Annotated in this window: 13 protein-coding genes; 10 read left to right on the top strand and 3 right to left on the bottom strand. The window is 64.5% G+C overall.

Translation table 11 applies throughout. From position 1 onward, the window contains the following. The first annotated feature begins 5 nt into the window (after positions 1-5). From atpA to murA, 6 genes are all read left to right on the top strand, one after another. Positions 6-1,643, top strand: a complete 1,638-nt coding sequence (atpA, locus tag TVB01_RS07260) for a F0F1 ATP synthase subunit alpha (RefSeq protein ID WP_422455240.1) — start codon at positions 6-8, stop codon at positions 1,641-1,643. Positions 1,644-1,736: 93 nt separating this feature from the next. After that, positions 1,737-2,630: a F0F1 ATP synthase subunit gamma gene (locus TVB01_RS07255; protein WP_227894646.1), complete on the top strand. Its 894-nt coding sequence runs from the start codon at positions 1,737-1,739 to the stop codon at positions 2,628-2,630. A 71-nt stretch (positions 2,631-2,701) separates the two neighbouring features. Continuing rightward, on the top strand, positions 2,702-4,165 hold the full coding sequence (gene atpD, locus TVB01_RS07250) for a F0F1 ATP synthase subunit beta (RefSeq protein WP_422455239.1): 1,464 nt from the start codon (positions 2,702-2,704) through the stop codon (positions 4,163-4,165). A 5-nt stretch (positions 4,166-4,170) separates the two neighbouring features. Beyond that, positions 4,171-4,464, top strand: a complete 294-nt coding sequence (locus TVB01_RS07245; RefSeq protein ID WP_422455238.1) for a F0F1 ATP synthase subunit epsilon — start codon at positions 4,171-4,173, stop codon at positions 4,462-4,464. Between the two features lie 9 nt (positions 4,465-4,473). Continuing rightward, the gene (locus TVB01_RS07240) at positions 4,474-4,902 is read left to right on the top strand and encodes a DUF2550 domain-containing protein (RefSeq protein WP_422455237.1); all 429 of its coding nucleotides are present in this window, start codon (positions 4,474-4,476) and stop codon (positions 4,900-4,902) included. 92 nt (positions 4,903-4,994) lie between these two features. Continuing rightward, entirely contained in the window at positions 4,995-6,260 is a 1,266-nt protein-coding gene (gene murA, locus TVB01_RS07235) for a UDP-N-acetylglucosamine 1-carboxyvinyltransferase (RefSeq protein WP_422455236.1), read from the top strand. Between the two features lie 77 nt (positions 6,261-6,337). Here murA and TVB01_RS07230 read toward each other — a convergent pair whose 3' ends face one another. Then, positions 6,338-6,541, bottom strand: coding sequence for a cold-shock protein (locus TVB01_RS07230; RefSeq protein ID WP_055239636.1), 204 nt, complete (start codon positions 6,539-6,541; stop codon positions 6,338-6,340). A gap of 306 nt (positions 6,542-6,847) precedes the next feature. Continuing rightward, on the bottom strand, positions 6,848-7,543 hold the full coding sequence (nucS, locus tag TVB01_RS07225) for an endonuclease NucS (protein ID WP_422455235.1): 696 nt from the start codon (positions 7,541-7,543) through the stop codon (positions 6,848-6,850). Between the two features lie 39 nt (positions 7,544-7,582). Between nucS and TVB01_RS07220 the strand changes: the two genes are divergently transcribed. Then, a complete protein-coding gene (locus TVB01_RS07220) occupies positions 7,583-7,942 on the top strand; it encodes a hypothetical protein (RefSeq protein ID WP_422455234.1) in 360 nt (119 codons plus the stop codon). 10 nt (positions 7,943-7,952) lie between these two features. Here TVB01_RS07220 and TVB01_RS07215 read toward each other — a convergent pair whose 3' ends face one another. After that, positions 7,953-9,266, bottom strand: coding sequence for an AI-2E family transporter (locus TVB01_RS07215; protein ID WP_422455233.1), 1,314 nt, complete (start codon positions 9,264-9,266; stop codon positions 7,953-7,955). Positions 9,267-9,517: 251 nt separating this feature from the next. Between TVB01_RS07215 and TVB01_RS07210 the strand changes: the two genes are divergently transcribed. The 3 genes from TVB01_RS07210 (at position 9,518) to bsh (ending at position 13,468) form a co-directional block, all read left to right on the top strand. Next, positions 9,518-11,239, top strand: coding sequence for a hypothetical protein (locus TVB01_RS07210; protein ID WP_422455232.1), 1,722 nt, complete (start codon positions 9,518-9,520; stop codon positions 11,237-11,239). A gap of 141 nt (positions 11,240-11,380) precedes the next feature. After that, on the top strand, positions 11,381-12,331 hold the full coding sequence (locus tag TVB01_RS07205) for a co-chaperone YbbN (RefSeq protein ID WP_422455231.1): 951 nt from the start codon (positions 11,381-11,383) through the stop codon (positions 12,329-12,331). A 189-nt stretch (positions 12,332-12,520) separates the two neighbouring features. Then, on the top strand, positions 12,521-13,468 hold the full coding sequence (bsh, locus tag TVB01_RS07200) for a choloylglycine hydrolase (protein WP_422455230.1): 948 nt from the start codon (positions 12,521-12,523) through the stop codon (positions 13,466-13,468). Positions 13,469-13,474: the final 6 nt, after the last annotated feature.

Genomic DNA, 13,474 nt, shown 5'->3' with positions numbered 1-13,474 from the left:
TGCAGATGGCCGAATTGACCATCAACGCCGACGACGTCCGTAATGCGTTGAATGAATTTGCGGCGTCCTACGAACCCGGAAACGCAGAGCGCGTTGAAGTTGGCCGCGTAACCACCGCCAGCGACGGCATTGCCCGTGTGGAGGGCCTGCCCTCCGTGATGGCGAATGAGCTGCTTCGGTTCGAGGACGGAACGCTGGGCCTGGCCCAGAACCTCGACACCCGTGAAATCGGTGTCGTTGTCCTTGGCGATTTTGGCGGCATCGAAGAAGGCCAGGAAGTTCACCGCACCGGTGAAGTCCTGTCCGTCCCCGTTGGGGATGCCTTCCTGGGCCGCGTCGTCGATCCGCTGGGCGAGCCCCTGGATGACATGGGCCCGATCGAGGCTGAAGCACGCCGTGCACTGGAACTCCAGGCACCGGGTGTTACCCAGCGTAAGTCGGTTCACGAGCCGCTTCAGACCGGCCTCAAGGCTATCGACGCCATGATCCCGATCGGCCGGGGCCAGCGCCAGCTGATCATCGGTGACCGCAAGACCGGCAAGACGGCAATCGCCGTCGACACCATCCTGAACCAGAGGGCCAACTGGGCCTCCGGCGACGCCGAAAAGCAGGTGCGCTGCATCTACGTGGCCATCGGCCAGAAGGCGTCCACGATCGCTGAGATCAAGCGGACCCTCGAAGATGCAGGCGCCATGGAGTACACCACCATCGTGGCCTCCCCGGCATCCGACCCCGCAGGCTTCAAGTACCTGGCACCGTACGCCGGCTCGGCTATCGGCCAGCACTGGATGTACGGCGGCAAGCACGTCCTGATCATCTTTGATGATCTCTCGAAGCAGGCTGAAGCCTACCGCGCCGTGTCGCTGCTGCTGCGCCGCCCGCCGGGACGCGAAGCCTACCCGGGCGACGTCTTCTACTTGCACTCCCGCCTGCTGGAGCGTTGCGCCAAGCTCTCCGACGAGCTCGGTGCAGGCTCGATGACCGGCCTGCCGATCATCGAAACCAAGGCAAACGACGTCTCGGCCTACATCCCGACCAACGTCATTTCCATCACCGACGGCCAGATCTTCCTGCAGTCGGACCTCTTCAACGCCAACCAGCGCCCCGCAGTGGACGTCGGCATCTCCGTGTCCCGCGTTGGCGGTGCTGCACAGCAGAAGGCCATGAAGAAGGTCTCCGGCACGTTGAAGCTGGAACTCGCCCAGTACCGGGACATGCAGGCATTCGCCATGTTCGCCTCGGACCTGGATGCAGCCTCCCGCCAGCAGCTGACCCGCGGCGCCCGCCTCATGGAACTGCTGAAGCAGGGTCAGTACTCCCCGTACCCGGTTGAAGACCAGGTCGTTTCGATCTGGGCCGGCACCAACGGCTTCCTCGATGACGTTCCGGTGGAAGATGTCCGCCGCTTCGAAACCGAGTTCCTTGATCACGTGCGCCGGACCTCGAAGGTCATGACCGTTCTGTCTGAGACCAACAAGCTCGAAGACTCCACGGTTGATGAACTCAAGAGCCTCATCTCCGACTTCAAGCAGGGCTTCTTCGGCGAAGGCGACAACCGCATGGTTGCTGCCGGCCACGAAGAGGCATCGGCTCTGGACGAAGACGCAGTCGACCAGGAAAAGATCGTCAAGCAGAAGCGCTAACGGCTAACGGGTTCCGCGGCCGGCGACGGCCGCCGCGGAACTCTTGGCCATTGCCTTAGCCCTAGTTCAACGCTAGGAACCGAAAGGAAAAGTATGGGAGCCCAAATTCGGGTCTACCGCCAGAAGATCGCCTCGACTACGTCGATGCAGAAGATCTTCAAGGCGATGGAGCTGATTGCTGCCTCTCGGATTGGAAAGGCGCGCACCCGCGTCGCCGCGGCGCTGCCGTATTCCAATGCGATCACCCGTGCCGTTTCTGCTGTGGCGTCCCAGTCGGAAATTGATCACCCGCTGACGACCGAGCCGGAGCAGATCCGCCGGGCGGCAGTAGTTATCATGACCTCCGACCGCGGTCTTGCCGGGTCGTACTCCGCCGGAGTCCTGAAGCAGAGCGAATCGCTGAACGAATTGCTCCGCGAAGAGGGCAAGGAGATCAAGACCTACCTGGTGGGCCGCAAGGCCCAGGCGTACTACGACTTCCGCGACCGCGCTTACGAGCGTGTTTGGACCGGCGGTACGGATGCGCCCGAGTTCGAGACCGCCCGTGAAATCGGCAAAGCACTCCTCGATGACTTCAATACGGCCTATGAAGACGGCGGCGTGGACGAAATCCACATCGTGTTCACGCGCTTCAAGTCCATGGTTGTCCAGGAACCTGCGGTTATCCGTCTGCTGCCGCTGGAAGTAGTCGAAGAGGAAGCAGCGTCCGAGACGGACATCCTGCCCCTCTACGAATACGAGCCCGAACCGGAACAGGTTCTTGACGCATTGCTGCCGCGCTACATCGAGTCGCGCATCTTCGCAGCCATGCTCCAGGCCGCCGCTTCCGAGCTCGCAGCACGCCAGCGCGCCATGAAGTCCGCAGGGGACAACGCCTCCGACCTTATTAAGAAGTACACGCGACTTCGCAATAACGCCCGTCAGGCTGAAATCACCCAGGAACTTTCCGAGATCGTGGCAGGTGCGGACGCGCTCAGCGCTTCCTAGCCTCCCGGTTCGAAAAGTTCCACCAGAAAATACTTAGTCCACACGCCATCTAACTGAGTGAAGTGAGAGAGATGACTGCCCAAACTGCCGAGCACGGAGCAACCTCCGTAGCACCGGGCGCCACAGGCCGTATCGCCCGTGTCATTGGCCCGGTTGTCGACGTCGAATTCCCGGCTGACGCAATCCCCACCATCTACAACGCCCTCACCACCGAGCTGACGCTCAACGGTGAGACCAAAACCATCACGTTCGAGACCTCCCAGCACCTGGGTGACAACCTCGTCCGCGCCATCTCCCTGCAGGCTACCGACGGCCTGGTCCGCGGCGCAGCCGTGGTCGACACCGGTGCTCCCATCTCCGTGCCTGTTGGCGACGGCGTCAAGGGCCACATCTTCAACGTGCTCGGTGAGCCGCTGGACGTTGCGGAAGACCAGCTCGAAATCACGGAGCGCTGGCCGATCCACCGCAAGGCCCCGAACTTCGCGGACCTTGAGGGCTCGACTGAAATGCTGGAGACCGGCATCAAGGTCATCGACCTTCTCACCCCGTACATCAAGGGTGGAAAGATCGGCCTGTTCGGCGGTGCCGGTGTCGGCAAGACCGTTCTGATCCAGGAAATGATCACCCGTGTTGCCCGTAACTTCGGCGGCACCTCGGTGTTCGCCGGCGTCGGCGAGCGTACCCGTGAGGGCAACGACCTCTGGGTCGAAATGGAAGAAGCCAACGTCCTGAAGGACACGGCCCTTGTGTTCGGCCAGATGGATGAGCCGCCGGGAACGCGTCTGCGCGTGGCCCTGTCCGCACTGACCATGGCGGAGTACTTCCGCGATGTGCAGAACCAGGACGTGCTGCTCTTCATTGACAACATCTTCCGCTTCACCCAGGCCGGTTCGGAGGTGTCGACCCTTCTGGGCCGCATGCCTTCCGCCGTGGGCTACCAGCCCAACCTGGCTGACGAGATGGGTCTGCTGCAGGAGCGCATCACCTCGACGAAGGGCCACTCGATCACCTCGATGCAGGCCATCTACGTCCCGGCTGATGACTACACCGACCCGGCTCCGGCCACCACCTTCGCGCACCTGGATGCCACCACGGAACTTTCCCGTGAAATCGCGTCCCGTGGCCTGTACCCGGCCGTGGATCCGCTGACCTCGACGTCGCGCATCCTCGATCCGCAGTACGTCGGCCAGGAGCACTACGACACGGCTGTCCGCGTCAAGCAGATCCTCCAGAAGAACAAGGAACTGCAGGACATCATCGCCATCCTCGGCATCGACGAGCTCGGCGAAGAAGACAAGATCGTCGTCGCACGTGCACGCCGCATCCAGCAGTTCCTGTCGCAGAACACCTACACCGCCAAGCAGTTCACCGGCGTCGAGGGTTCGACGGTTTCCGTCAAGGACACCATCGAAGGCTTCAAGGCCATCTGCGACGGCGACGTAGACCACATCGCCGAGCAGGCCTTCTTCAACGTCGGCGGCATGGATGATGTCGAACGTCAGTGGGCGAAGATCCAAGAGCAGACCGGGAAGTAATCCCCATGGCTGACACTGCTGAACTCGAAGTCGAGATTGTTGCGGCTGACCACTTCGTGTGGTCCGGCGCAGCCAAGATGGTCAAGGCACGCACGTCCGACGGCGAAATCGGGATCCTTCCCGGCCACGCGCCGGTCCTTGCGATCCTGGCCGAGGGCGAGCTGGCCATCGAACCGGTGTCCGGCAGCCGCATCACGGTTGGGGTCGACGGCGGGTTCTTCTCCGTGGACAGCAACCGCGTGGTCATCGTCGCGGACAACGCGCAGCTGAACGACGCAGCCAACGCTGGGACCCGCTGACCCGCCCCAATGGACAGTACCTACGTGTTCATTGCGCTGGCAGCGTTCTTCGCTCTGCTGGTTTTGGCAACGGGACTCTTTTGGGTGCGCCGCACACAGCTGCGGCGCACCCTGGGTACCTTTGACGCCTCCATCTGCTTCCCGCCCGGCGGGTGGCGGATGGGGGTTTGTCGTTATACGGACACCCATGTGGAATGGCTGCGGCTGCTCTCGCTGAGCCCGCGTCCGCCCTACCGGTTCCTGCGCAGTTCGCTGGAGCTGAAGGGATGGCGCCAGCCCACCGAGGCGGAGCGCGCCCGGATCCAGCCCGGGGCGCTTGTTGTCACCTTCGAATACGAAGGCCAGGAGCTCCTCATTGCCATGAAGTATGACGTCTACACTGGCCTGTCCTCCTGGCTGGAGGCCGGTCCGGTGATAGGTATCGGCACCTGGCGCTAAGCGCGTAAGGCGCTGGGGATTTCTTCCCCTGCGCCTTTCCCGTATCCGCAGTGCGGCGGGCAGGGGTGCCTTCCCGCCCATACTATGGAGGGATGGAAGACGTCATTGTTGTCACCGGTCCATCTACCCTGAACGGTTCGGTGACGGTTCCCGGAGCCAAGAACAGTGTCCTGAAACTGATGGCTGCAACGCTTCTGGCACAGGGGCGCTCCACCATCACCAACGTGCCCAATATCCAGGATGTCTGGATCATGTCCGAACTGCTCCGCAGGCTCGGCTGCACGGTGGATTATGACGCCGATGCCGCCCGCGTTCACATCGACGTCCCGGCCGTACCGGGTCACCAGGCGGACTACGACCTGGTTCGTGCCATGCGCGCCTCGATCTCCGTCCTCGGACCGCTCGTAGCGCGGTGCCGCCGTGCCGAAGTTGCCTTGCCGGGCGGCGATGCCATCGGCTCCCGCGGGCTGGACATGCACCGGGCGGGACTGGAGGCCATGGGAACCTCCATTTCCATCGATCACGGCTACCTGATCGCGTCGGTTCCCTCAGGGCTCACCGGTGCCCGCCACATCCTGGACTTCCCCTCCGTGGGCGCCACGGAGAACATCATGATGGCCGCAACGCTGGCCGCCGGCACCACCGTCATCGACAACGCCGCCCGGGAGCCGGAAATCACGGACATCGCCGAGATGCTGGGCGCGATGGGTGCGAGAATCAGCGGCGTGGGCACCAATACCCTGGTGATTGAAGGCGTCGAGAAACTCTCCCCGGTAGAACACCGGGTTGTCCCGGACCGCATCGTTGCCGGCACCTGGGCGTTCGCCGCTGCGATTACGGGCGGGAGCATCGAGATCCGGCAGGCGGATCCACGTGCGTTGACGGTGGTGCTGGACAAGCTCGCGCAGGCCGGCTGCGTGGTGGAAACGACACAGGACGGTTTCTCCGTCAAAGGACCCTCGCGTCCGCAGCCCATCAATGTCTCGACGCTTCCCTACCCGGGGTTCCCCACCGACCTGCAGCCGTTCGTCGTCGCCCTTAATGCGGTTTCTTCCGGATCAGGAATGGTGACGGAAAATGTCTTCGAAGCACGCTGGGGCTTCACCTCGGAGCTGGCCCGGCTGGGCGCGGTTGTCCGGCTGGATGGACACCACGCCCTGATCCAGGGAGTCGCCAGGCTTTCAGGAGCGCCGGTGGAAGCCAATGACATCCGCGCCGGAGCGGCACTGGTGATTGCCGGGCTGGCTGCCGAGGGCACCACGGAGGTGCGGGGAGTGGACCACATCGACCGCGGGTACGAGCGTTTCATGGACAGCCTGCGTGCCCTGGGTGCGAACGTCCTGCGCCGTCGAAGCTAGCCGGGAGGCGAAGCCGCCGGGAAACGTGCGGACACAGCAAAGGCGGGGACCGAAGTCCCCGCCTTCAACCGGTACGACTAGAGGGCGGTTACGCCGGTAGCCTGGGGGCCCTTGGCGCCCTGGCCGATCTCGAACTGAACGCGCTGGTTCTCGTCGAGGGTCTTGAAGCCGTTGGACTGGATTTCCGAGTAGTGGACGAATACATCGCCGTCGGAATCATCCGGGGTAATGAAGCCGAAGCCCTTTTCCGCGTTAAACCATTTGACGGTTCCCTGTGCCATTTGTCTGTCTCCTTTATTACTGGAACTTAACCGGCACACCTCGTGCCTGGTTGTACCGAAGCGGGAAGTCCAGGTTCCCTGCCGACCGGCAGTTCCTACAGGAGCTTCACGCTCGCGACCGTCTTGCGAGCATGAATAACACCTACACAAAGACTGGTTATAGCGTTACATACCACTAAAGACCCGTCAACGGATTCGAAGAAAAAACTTAACGGAAAGTTCTGGCCGCTTTTGCACCCATTGCCGTGGCCTTTGAACGGCCGGCACCGGGATTATGAATGCCGCGGCACCGCAGCGCCAGGTGCACTAGAACAACCGGGATTCGCTGTCGTCGACACCGCGCATTTCGTCATAATCGAGCGTTAGGCATTCAATCCCGCGGTCGGCTGCCAAAACCCTGGCCTGGGGCTTGATCTGCTGTGCCGCAAAGACGCCGCGGACGGGTGCCAGCAGGGGATCCCGGTTAAGCAGCTCCAGATACCGGGTCAGCTGCTCCACGCCGTCGATATCGCCGCGGCGCTTGAGCTCGACAGCCACAGTTGCGCCGTCAGCATCGCGGGCCAGGATATCCACTGGACCGATTGCGGTCATGTATTCGCGCCGGATCAGGGAATAGCCGTCACCCAGCTTGGTGATCTGCTCGGCCAGCAGCCGCTGAAGGTCTGCCTCCACGCCGTCCTTGATCAGCCCGGGATCCGTTCCAAGGTCATGGGCAACGTCGGAGAGATGCTCGTAGACACTGATCACAAGCTTGTCGTCGGTCTTCGCACTCTGGACGTTCCAGACCTCCACGACACCGTTTTGGGCATCATCCTGGTCCGGCTGGGTGATCCGCAGGGTCGCGGGCGGACTCATCCAGTTCAGGGGCTTATAGGAACCGCCGTCGGAATGGATCAGGACAGAGCCGTCCGCCTTCACCATGAGCAGGCGGGTAGCCAGGGGCAGATGGGCACGGAGGCGGCCGACGTAGTCAACGGAGCAGCGGGCTATCACTAAACGCACAGTTGCACTTTACCGGCTCGGCTGCGGCAAGATGGACTCATGCCCCGCTCCAACCGCCCCCGACGGCAGCTGCCCGCCTCCAGCACCGCTGCCGGACGCAACGCACGGCGTAAATGGGCGGCAGCGGCACCGGAGGTGGACCTGGACCGTGCCCGGGTGGGCCTGCCGGAACGCGAGAGCGCGGCCGACGGCGAGTGGTCGGTGCGGCGGATCACTGCCCGGAACGCGGCCAAGGACTACCGCTGCCCGGGCTGCGGACAGGTCATTCCGCCAGGGATCGAGCACCTGGTGGTCTGGCAGGAGGACTCACTGTTTGGCCGGGAGACCGCCGTCGCAGACCGCCGGCACTGGCATGCACGCTGCTGGCGCATCCGCCCCGGATCCGGCCGGCGCCGCTAAGGAGCCGCAGCTAGCGCCGGTCCTGGCGCGCGATCACGACTTCCTTCATCAGGAGCAGGACCGCTGCTGCCGTGGGAATAGCGATCAGCGCACCGAGCACGCCCAGCAGGGTTCCGCCCGCTATCACCGCAATGACAGCGACCGCACCAGGGACGGCAACTGCCCGCTGCATCACGCGCGGGGAAACGAAGTACGCCTCAAACTGCAGATAGGCCATGTAGAGGATGGCGAAGACGACGGCGGTCTGCCAGCTGGCGGTCAGTGCGATGAGGGACACCAGGACAAGGGCGATGGGCGGCCCCACCAGGGGGATGAAGGCCAGGAGCGCCACCAGGAACGCCAGGAGCACCGAAAACGGCACCCCGGTAATGGTCATGATCACGAAGGCGTAGAGGGCATCCAGCAGTGCCACGAAGCCCTGCCCGATGACGTAGTTGCCCACACTGCCCGTGATTTCCTCGGAGAGGGCTTCCACCCTCCGCCGCCGGCTGCGCGGAGCCAGCCGATAGGCCCACTTCTTCATCGACGGCAGCGACGCCAGGAAGTACAGGGTGAGCACCAGGATAATCAGCGCGCCGAACAGGCCGTTGGCGATGACCGAGCCAACGCTCAGCACCCCGCCGAAGATCCCGCCCACGGCATCGGTGTTGGAGAAGAACTTCTCCACTTCATCGTCAATGCGGTCCCGGATCTGGAACTGCCGCTCCACCGTCACGAAGAACTGCGAGGACATAAAGCGGTCTACATAGCTCGGGGCGTTGTTGATGACCTCGGTGGTCTGGCTGACGATCGTGGGAATCAGTGTGGCAAAAAAGCCCGTGACCGCGCCGGCCAGGATGACGACGGTAATGGCGATGCCGGCCGGACGGGGGACACCCCGGGCGCTGAGCCAGCGGACTACCGGATCCAGTCCCAGCGCGATGAAGAGCGCGGCGCCGATCCAGACCAGCAGTTCGCCCACGTTGGTGACAATGAAGAACAGCAGCAGGGCAAACCCCACACCGGTCGTGAACATAAAGCCGAAGCGGATGGGATGCCGGTCCGGTCCCCCTTCACCCGTCACCGGGGGAGGAGCTCCTCCGAAGCGCCGCCGCTCGTCCGAAAGCCTGGCGTCCTCATCGACTTCCGGCTCGGGGAGCGGCTGCTCGGGCAGTTCCGCTTCCGGAGGAACATCGAACCGGTGCCGGGGCCGGGCTCCGGGGATGTGCGTCAGCAGCTGCCGGGCGCGGGAGCCTGCCGCAGCAAAGCGGCTGGAACGCGGAGGTGCGTCGTGTCCAGGCGCGGGGAGGGGCTCGTCGACGGGAACGTCCCTGTCATCGCTCATCCGCGCTGATCTCCCTTGGAAGTCCTTGGTTCTCCGGTCCTGTGCTGCGGCGTCAGATTATCAGTCCCGGGTGCCGGGCTTGCCCCACGGGCCCGGGCACTTCCGCCCCGCGGCCCCTAAATGTGCTCTTGGAAGGGATTTCGTTACCATAGGGTTATAAACCAGCCGCCATGACGGATATCCATGGGCCCTCACGCCCATCGCCGCTGCCTACAGGCGGGCGAGTGACCGTGACCGACGATAGGTAAGTTGTGCGAAACAAAATTGCAGTTCCGCTGATTGTGCTTGGTGTGCTGATGATGCTGGTCGGCATCGGCCAGCGCACGCTCTGGGCACCGCCGGACACCGTGACTGTCCAGGCCCCCGCAACGGAGGCGGACGCGCCTCTGGCCGTGCTGGACGCCGGACTCTTCGCCGACCGTTCCGGAGCGGAGATCACGGTACGGAGCGAGGACGGCATCTTCCTTGCGGTTGGACGCAGTGCCGACGTCGATGCCTGGGCGGACGGCGCGGCTGCAACACGGATTACGGGTGCCTCCGCGGAGGCCCTGTCAGCGGAAACCGGCGACGGCGAGGCCACGGTCCCCAACCCGGCCGGCTCTGATCTGTGGGTCAGCGAGGAAACCGGAGAGGGCGAACTCTCCTACCTGTGGACGGCACCGGCAGAGGGAGACTGGTCGGTGCTGATCGCCTCCGACGGCGAAGCACCTGCTCCGACGGACATCTCCGTCAGCTGGGCCAACGAGGAAGGAACACCCTTCGCCGTTCCGCTGATCGTCGGCGGCGCGCTGGTGGCCATCCTTGGGCTGGCCCTGGCGTTCATGGCCCGTTCCGGCAGCAAGGGCACTCCGCCGGCTCCCGGCAGCCGCCGCGCCACCCGGGAATCCGACACCGCATCCCACCGGATTGTTGCCCGGCGCGGACAGGACGCCGGGACCGCGCGCTCCGTCTCAGCCCAGCCCGCCGCTTCAGCCCTGCGAAAAGGCACCGCCGGGATGCTCTCCGCGGCCTTGGCTTCGGGCATCGCCCTGGCCTTGGTGCCGGGCGCTGCCACGGCGGCAACGGATGCGCCGGAGGAAGCTGCCTACCCGGTCGTCCTGGACGGACAGCTGGCACGCATCCTGGGTTCTGTCGCCGGGACAGTCCAGAAAGCGGACGCCGCCCGAGACCCGGCCGTGCTGAAGGAACGCGTTTCCTCCACAGCACTCTCGCTCCGCGAGGCCAACTACGCTGTGGCCGCCAAGGTGCCCGAAACAGGAGCGCCGCCGACGGTTGCCGCCTCGCCCCTGCTCACCGACCTGGTTTCCACTGGAACGGGCTTCCCGCGCACGGTCGTGGCAGTGACGCAGGGCGGCGACAATTCCGTGCCCCAGGCACTGGTGCTGGTCCAGTCCTCCGCACGTGAGAACTACAAGCTCGTTTCCGCGATCCAGATGCTGCCGGGTACTACGTTCCCTCAGGCGCCGTCGGACGGAACCGGGGTCAGCGCGGCTGAACCGGGCTCAGCGGACGGACTGGTGATGGCGCCGCAGGCCGCGGTCGATGCCCTGGCCGACGCCCTCACCGACCCTGAGGGCGGCAACAGTGCCACGTTTGCGCCGAACAGCTTCGCTGAGGCCGTGACGACGTTCCAGGCCGAGGTGACCGCCAACCCGGACAATGAGTTCGCCTCCATCACCTTTAGCCACACGCCCGTCCCTGAAGACACACGCTCCCTGCGCACCGGGGACGGCGGTGCCATCGTCTTTGGCTACATGTCCCACAGCTATTCGAGCGTTCCCCGTGAGGAGGGCGATTCGATCAACCTGGAGGGCACCATCTACGAGACCCTTACCGGTGAGAAGAACACCGACGCGGGAATCGACGTCAAGTACGGCGAGGCCGTCATGCTCTACGTGCCTCCGGCCGGGAGCCCGGACAAGGTTGAGGTCATCGGCGCCGCCCAGGAGCTGCTCTCGGCAACGCTGAAGTAACCCCTCGCGCGATCCGGCCCGGCGGCATGCGCCCCTCCGGACCGGACGGCTCAACAGGACCGCGGCTGCAACAGCTGCGGTCCTGCGCTGTCTGCGGATGTACTTGCTCCGGGACCCGGTCGCCGTACTAGGGTTGAGACCATGAGCACACCGAACCATCGTCCGGCACCGGCCCCGTCCATGAACCTCAGGGGAGCGGTGGACCTCTCCGCACTCAAGGCCAAGGCGAGTGCGCCGCCGCCCGCGGCGCAGCAGGGTGCCACGGGAGGCCAGAACACCTCCTACGTCGTGGAAGTCACGGAACAGACCTTCCCCCAGGTGGTGCAGCTTTCGGCTACGGTTCCGGTCATCATCAATCTGTACTCTTCCCGCAGCCCGGAGTCGGCTGAGGTTACGGCTGCGCTGGAACAGGAGGCGGCAGGCCGTGGCGGACGCATTCTGCTGGCGAATGTCGATGCGGATGCGCACCCGCAGATCGCCCAGGCGTTCCAGGCTGTCTCCGTGCCAACCGTAGCGGCGGTCGTGAAGGGGCAGCCCGTTCCGCTCTTTGACCGGGCCGTTCCTGCGGAGCAGATCCAGGCCCTCATCACCGAGCTGATGCAGGTGGCCGAAGCAAACGGCGTCACCGGTTCACTGGGGGAGCCCGGTGCTGCACCCGGGGAAGAGGAAGAAGCACCGCTCCCCCCGCTGCATCAGGAGGCCTACGACGCGATCGTGGCAGGGGATTACGACGGCGCTGCCGCCGCCTACCGCAAGGCCCTGGCAGAGCAGCCCGCCGACGCTGACGCAAAAGCGGGGCTGGCGCAGGTGGAGCTGATGCAGCGGCTCAAGGACGCCAAGGCCGAAGAGCTCCGTTCCGCTGCCGCCCAGGAACCGGACAACGTGGATGCCCAGCTTGCTGTCGCGGACCTGGATCTTTCCGGCGGACATGTGGAGGACGCGTTCAACCGGCTGATCCGGCTGATCAGCCGTACTTTCGGAGAGGACCGGGAACGGGTCCGGCTGCGCCTGCTGGATCTTTTCGAGATCACGGGCCCAGCCGATCCGCGGGTTAACAAGGCACGCTCCGCGCTGGCCCGCGCCCTGTTCTAGGAAGATCCGCGGGTAGCGTGCCCGTCATTGCCATGATCCCCTGCCGCGGGCCCGGGGTTCGGGCCTAAGCTGAAAAGTGCCGGAAGGACAGGGACAGGCGGAACGCTCCGCGGCTCCCGGCGGCTTCCAGGCATAAGGCACCGGACAGGCGAAGCGCCATGGCAGTTCGCCGTGACAGGGAGCAGGAACATGTGCACAGGCATCAGATTTTCTGACAACAGCGGCAACCTCTACCTCGCGCGAAATCTGGACTGGACGTTCGGTTACGGCGAGCGGGTTGTGCTGACGCCGACGGGGTACTCCACACGTTCCCCCTTCGGGGCGGTGCCGGAGATCCGGCACGCGGTCATTGGAATGGGCATCGTGGAGGAAGACACGCCGCTGTACTTCGACTGCGGCAACGACGCCGGCCTGGCCGTGGCCGGGCTCAACTTCCCGGGATACGCGGACTACGCTCCGGAAGCTGTTGAGGGGGCGGTGAACGTTGCCGCATTCGAGTTCCCCCTCTGGGTGGCTTCCCAGTTCGCCAGCGTTGACGAGGTCGAGGCCGCCCTCGGCTCTGTCGTCATCGTGGACCGGCCGATCAACGAGAAGTACCCGAGCTCCCTGCTGCACTGGATCATCGGTGACGGCAAGCGCGCCATCGTGGTGGAGTACACGAGCGACGGCATGCACGTCTTCGATGACGACGTCGACGTCCTGGCGAACCAGCCCGGCTTTTCGTGGCACCACGAGAACCTGCGGAACTACCTCAACGCGTCCCCTGACTATCCCGAAAAGGTTGTGCTCGCACGGGCTGACCTTTCCCCGTTCGGTTCGGGGTCCCTGATGCGCGGCATCCCCGGGGACTACTACTCGCCGTCCCGGTTCGTGAGGGCGGCCTACGTGAACGCGCACTATCCGCAGAAGGCGACCGAGGAAGAGAACGTCAGCCGTGCGTTCCACACCCTGCAGCAGGTCGCGATGGTGGAGGGCAGCGCAGCGATGGACTCGGGGCAGTTCGAGAAGACGATCTACACGGGGCTCTTCTCCGCCAGGACAAAGAGCTACTACTGGAACACTTACGAAGACCCGGCCATCCAATCCGCAGCCATGGCAGACCATGCAGCAGTCGGAACGGAACTCCAGGTGCTCTGACCCGGG

This window comes from Arthrobacter sp. 7Tela_A1 (genome assembly GCF_049311065.1).
Classification (GTDB): domain Bacteria; phylum Actinomycetota; class Actinomycetes; order Actinomycetales; family Micrococcaceae; genus Arthrobacter_B.
The sequence above is the reverse complement of the archived record's forward strand: the minus strand, read 5'-3'. Positions and strand labels throughout refer to the sequence as shown.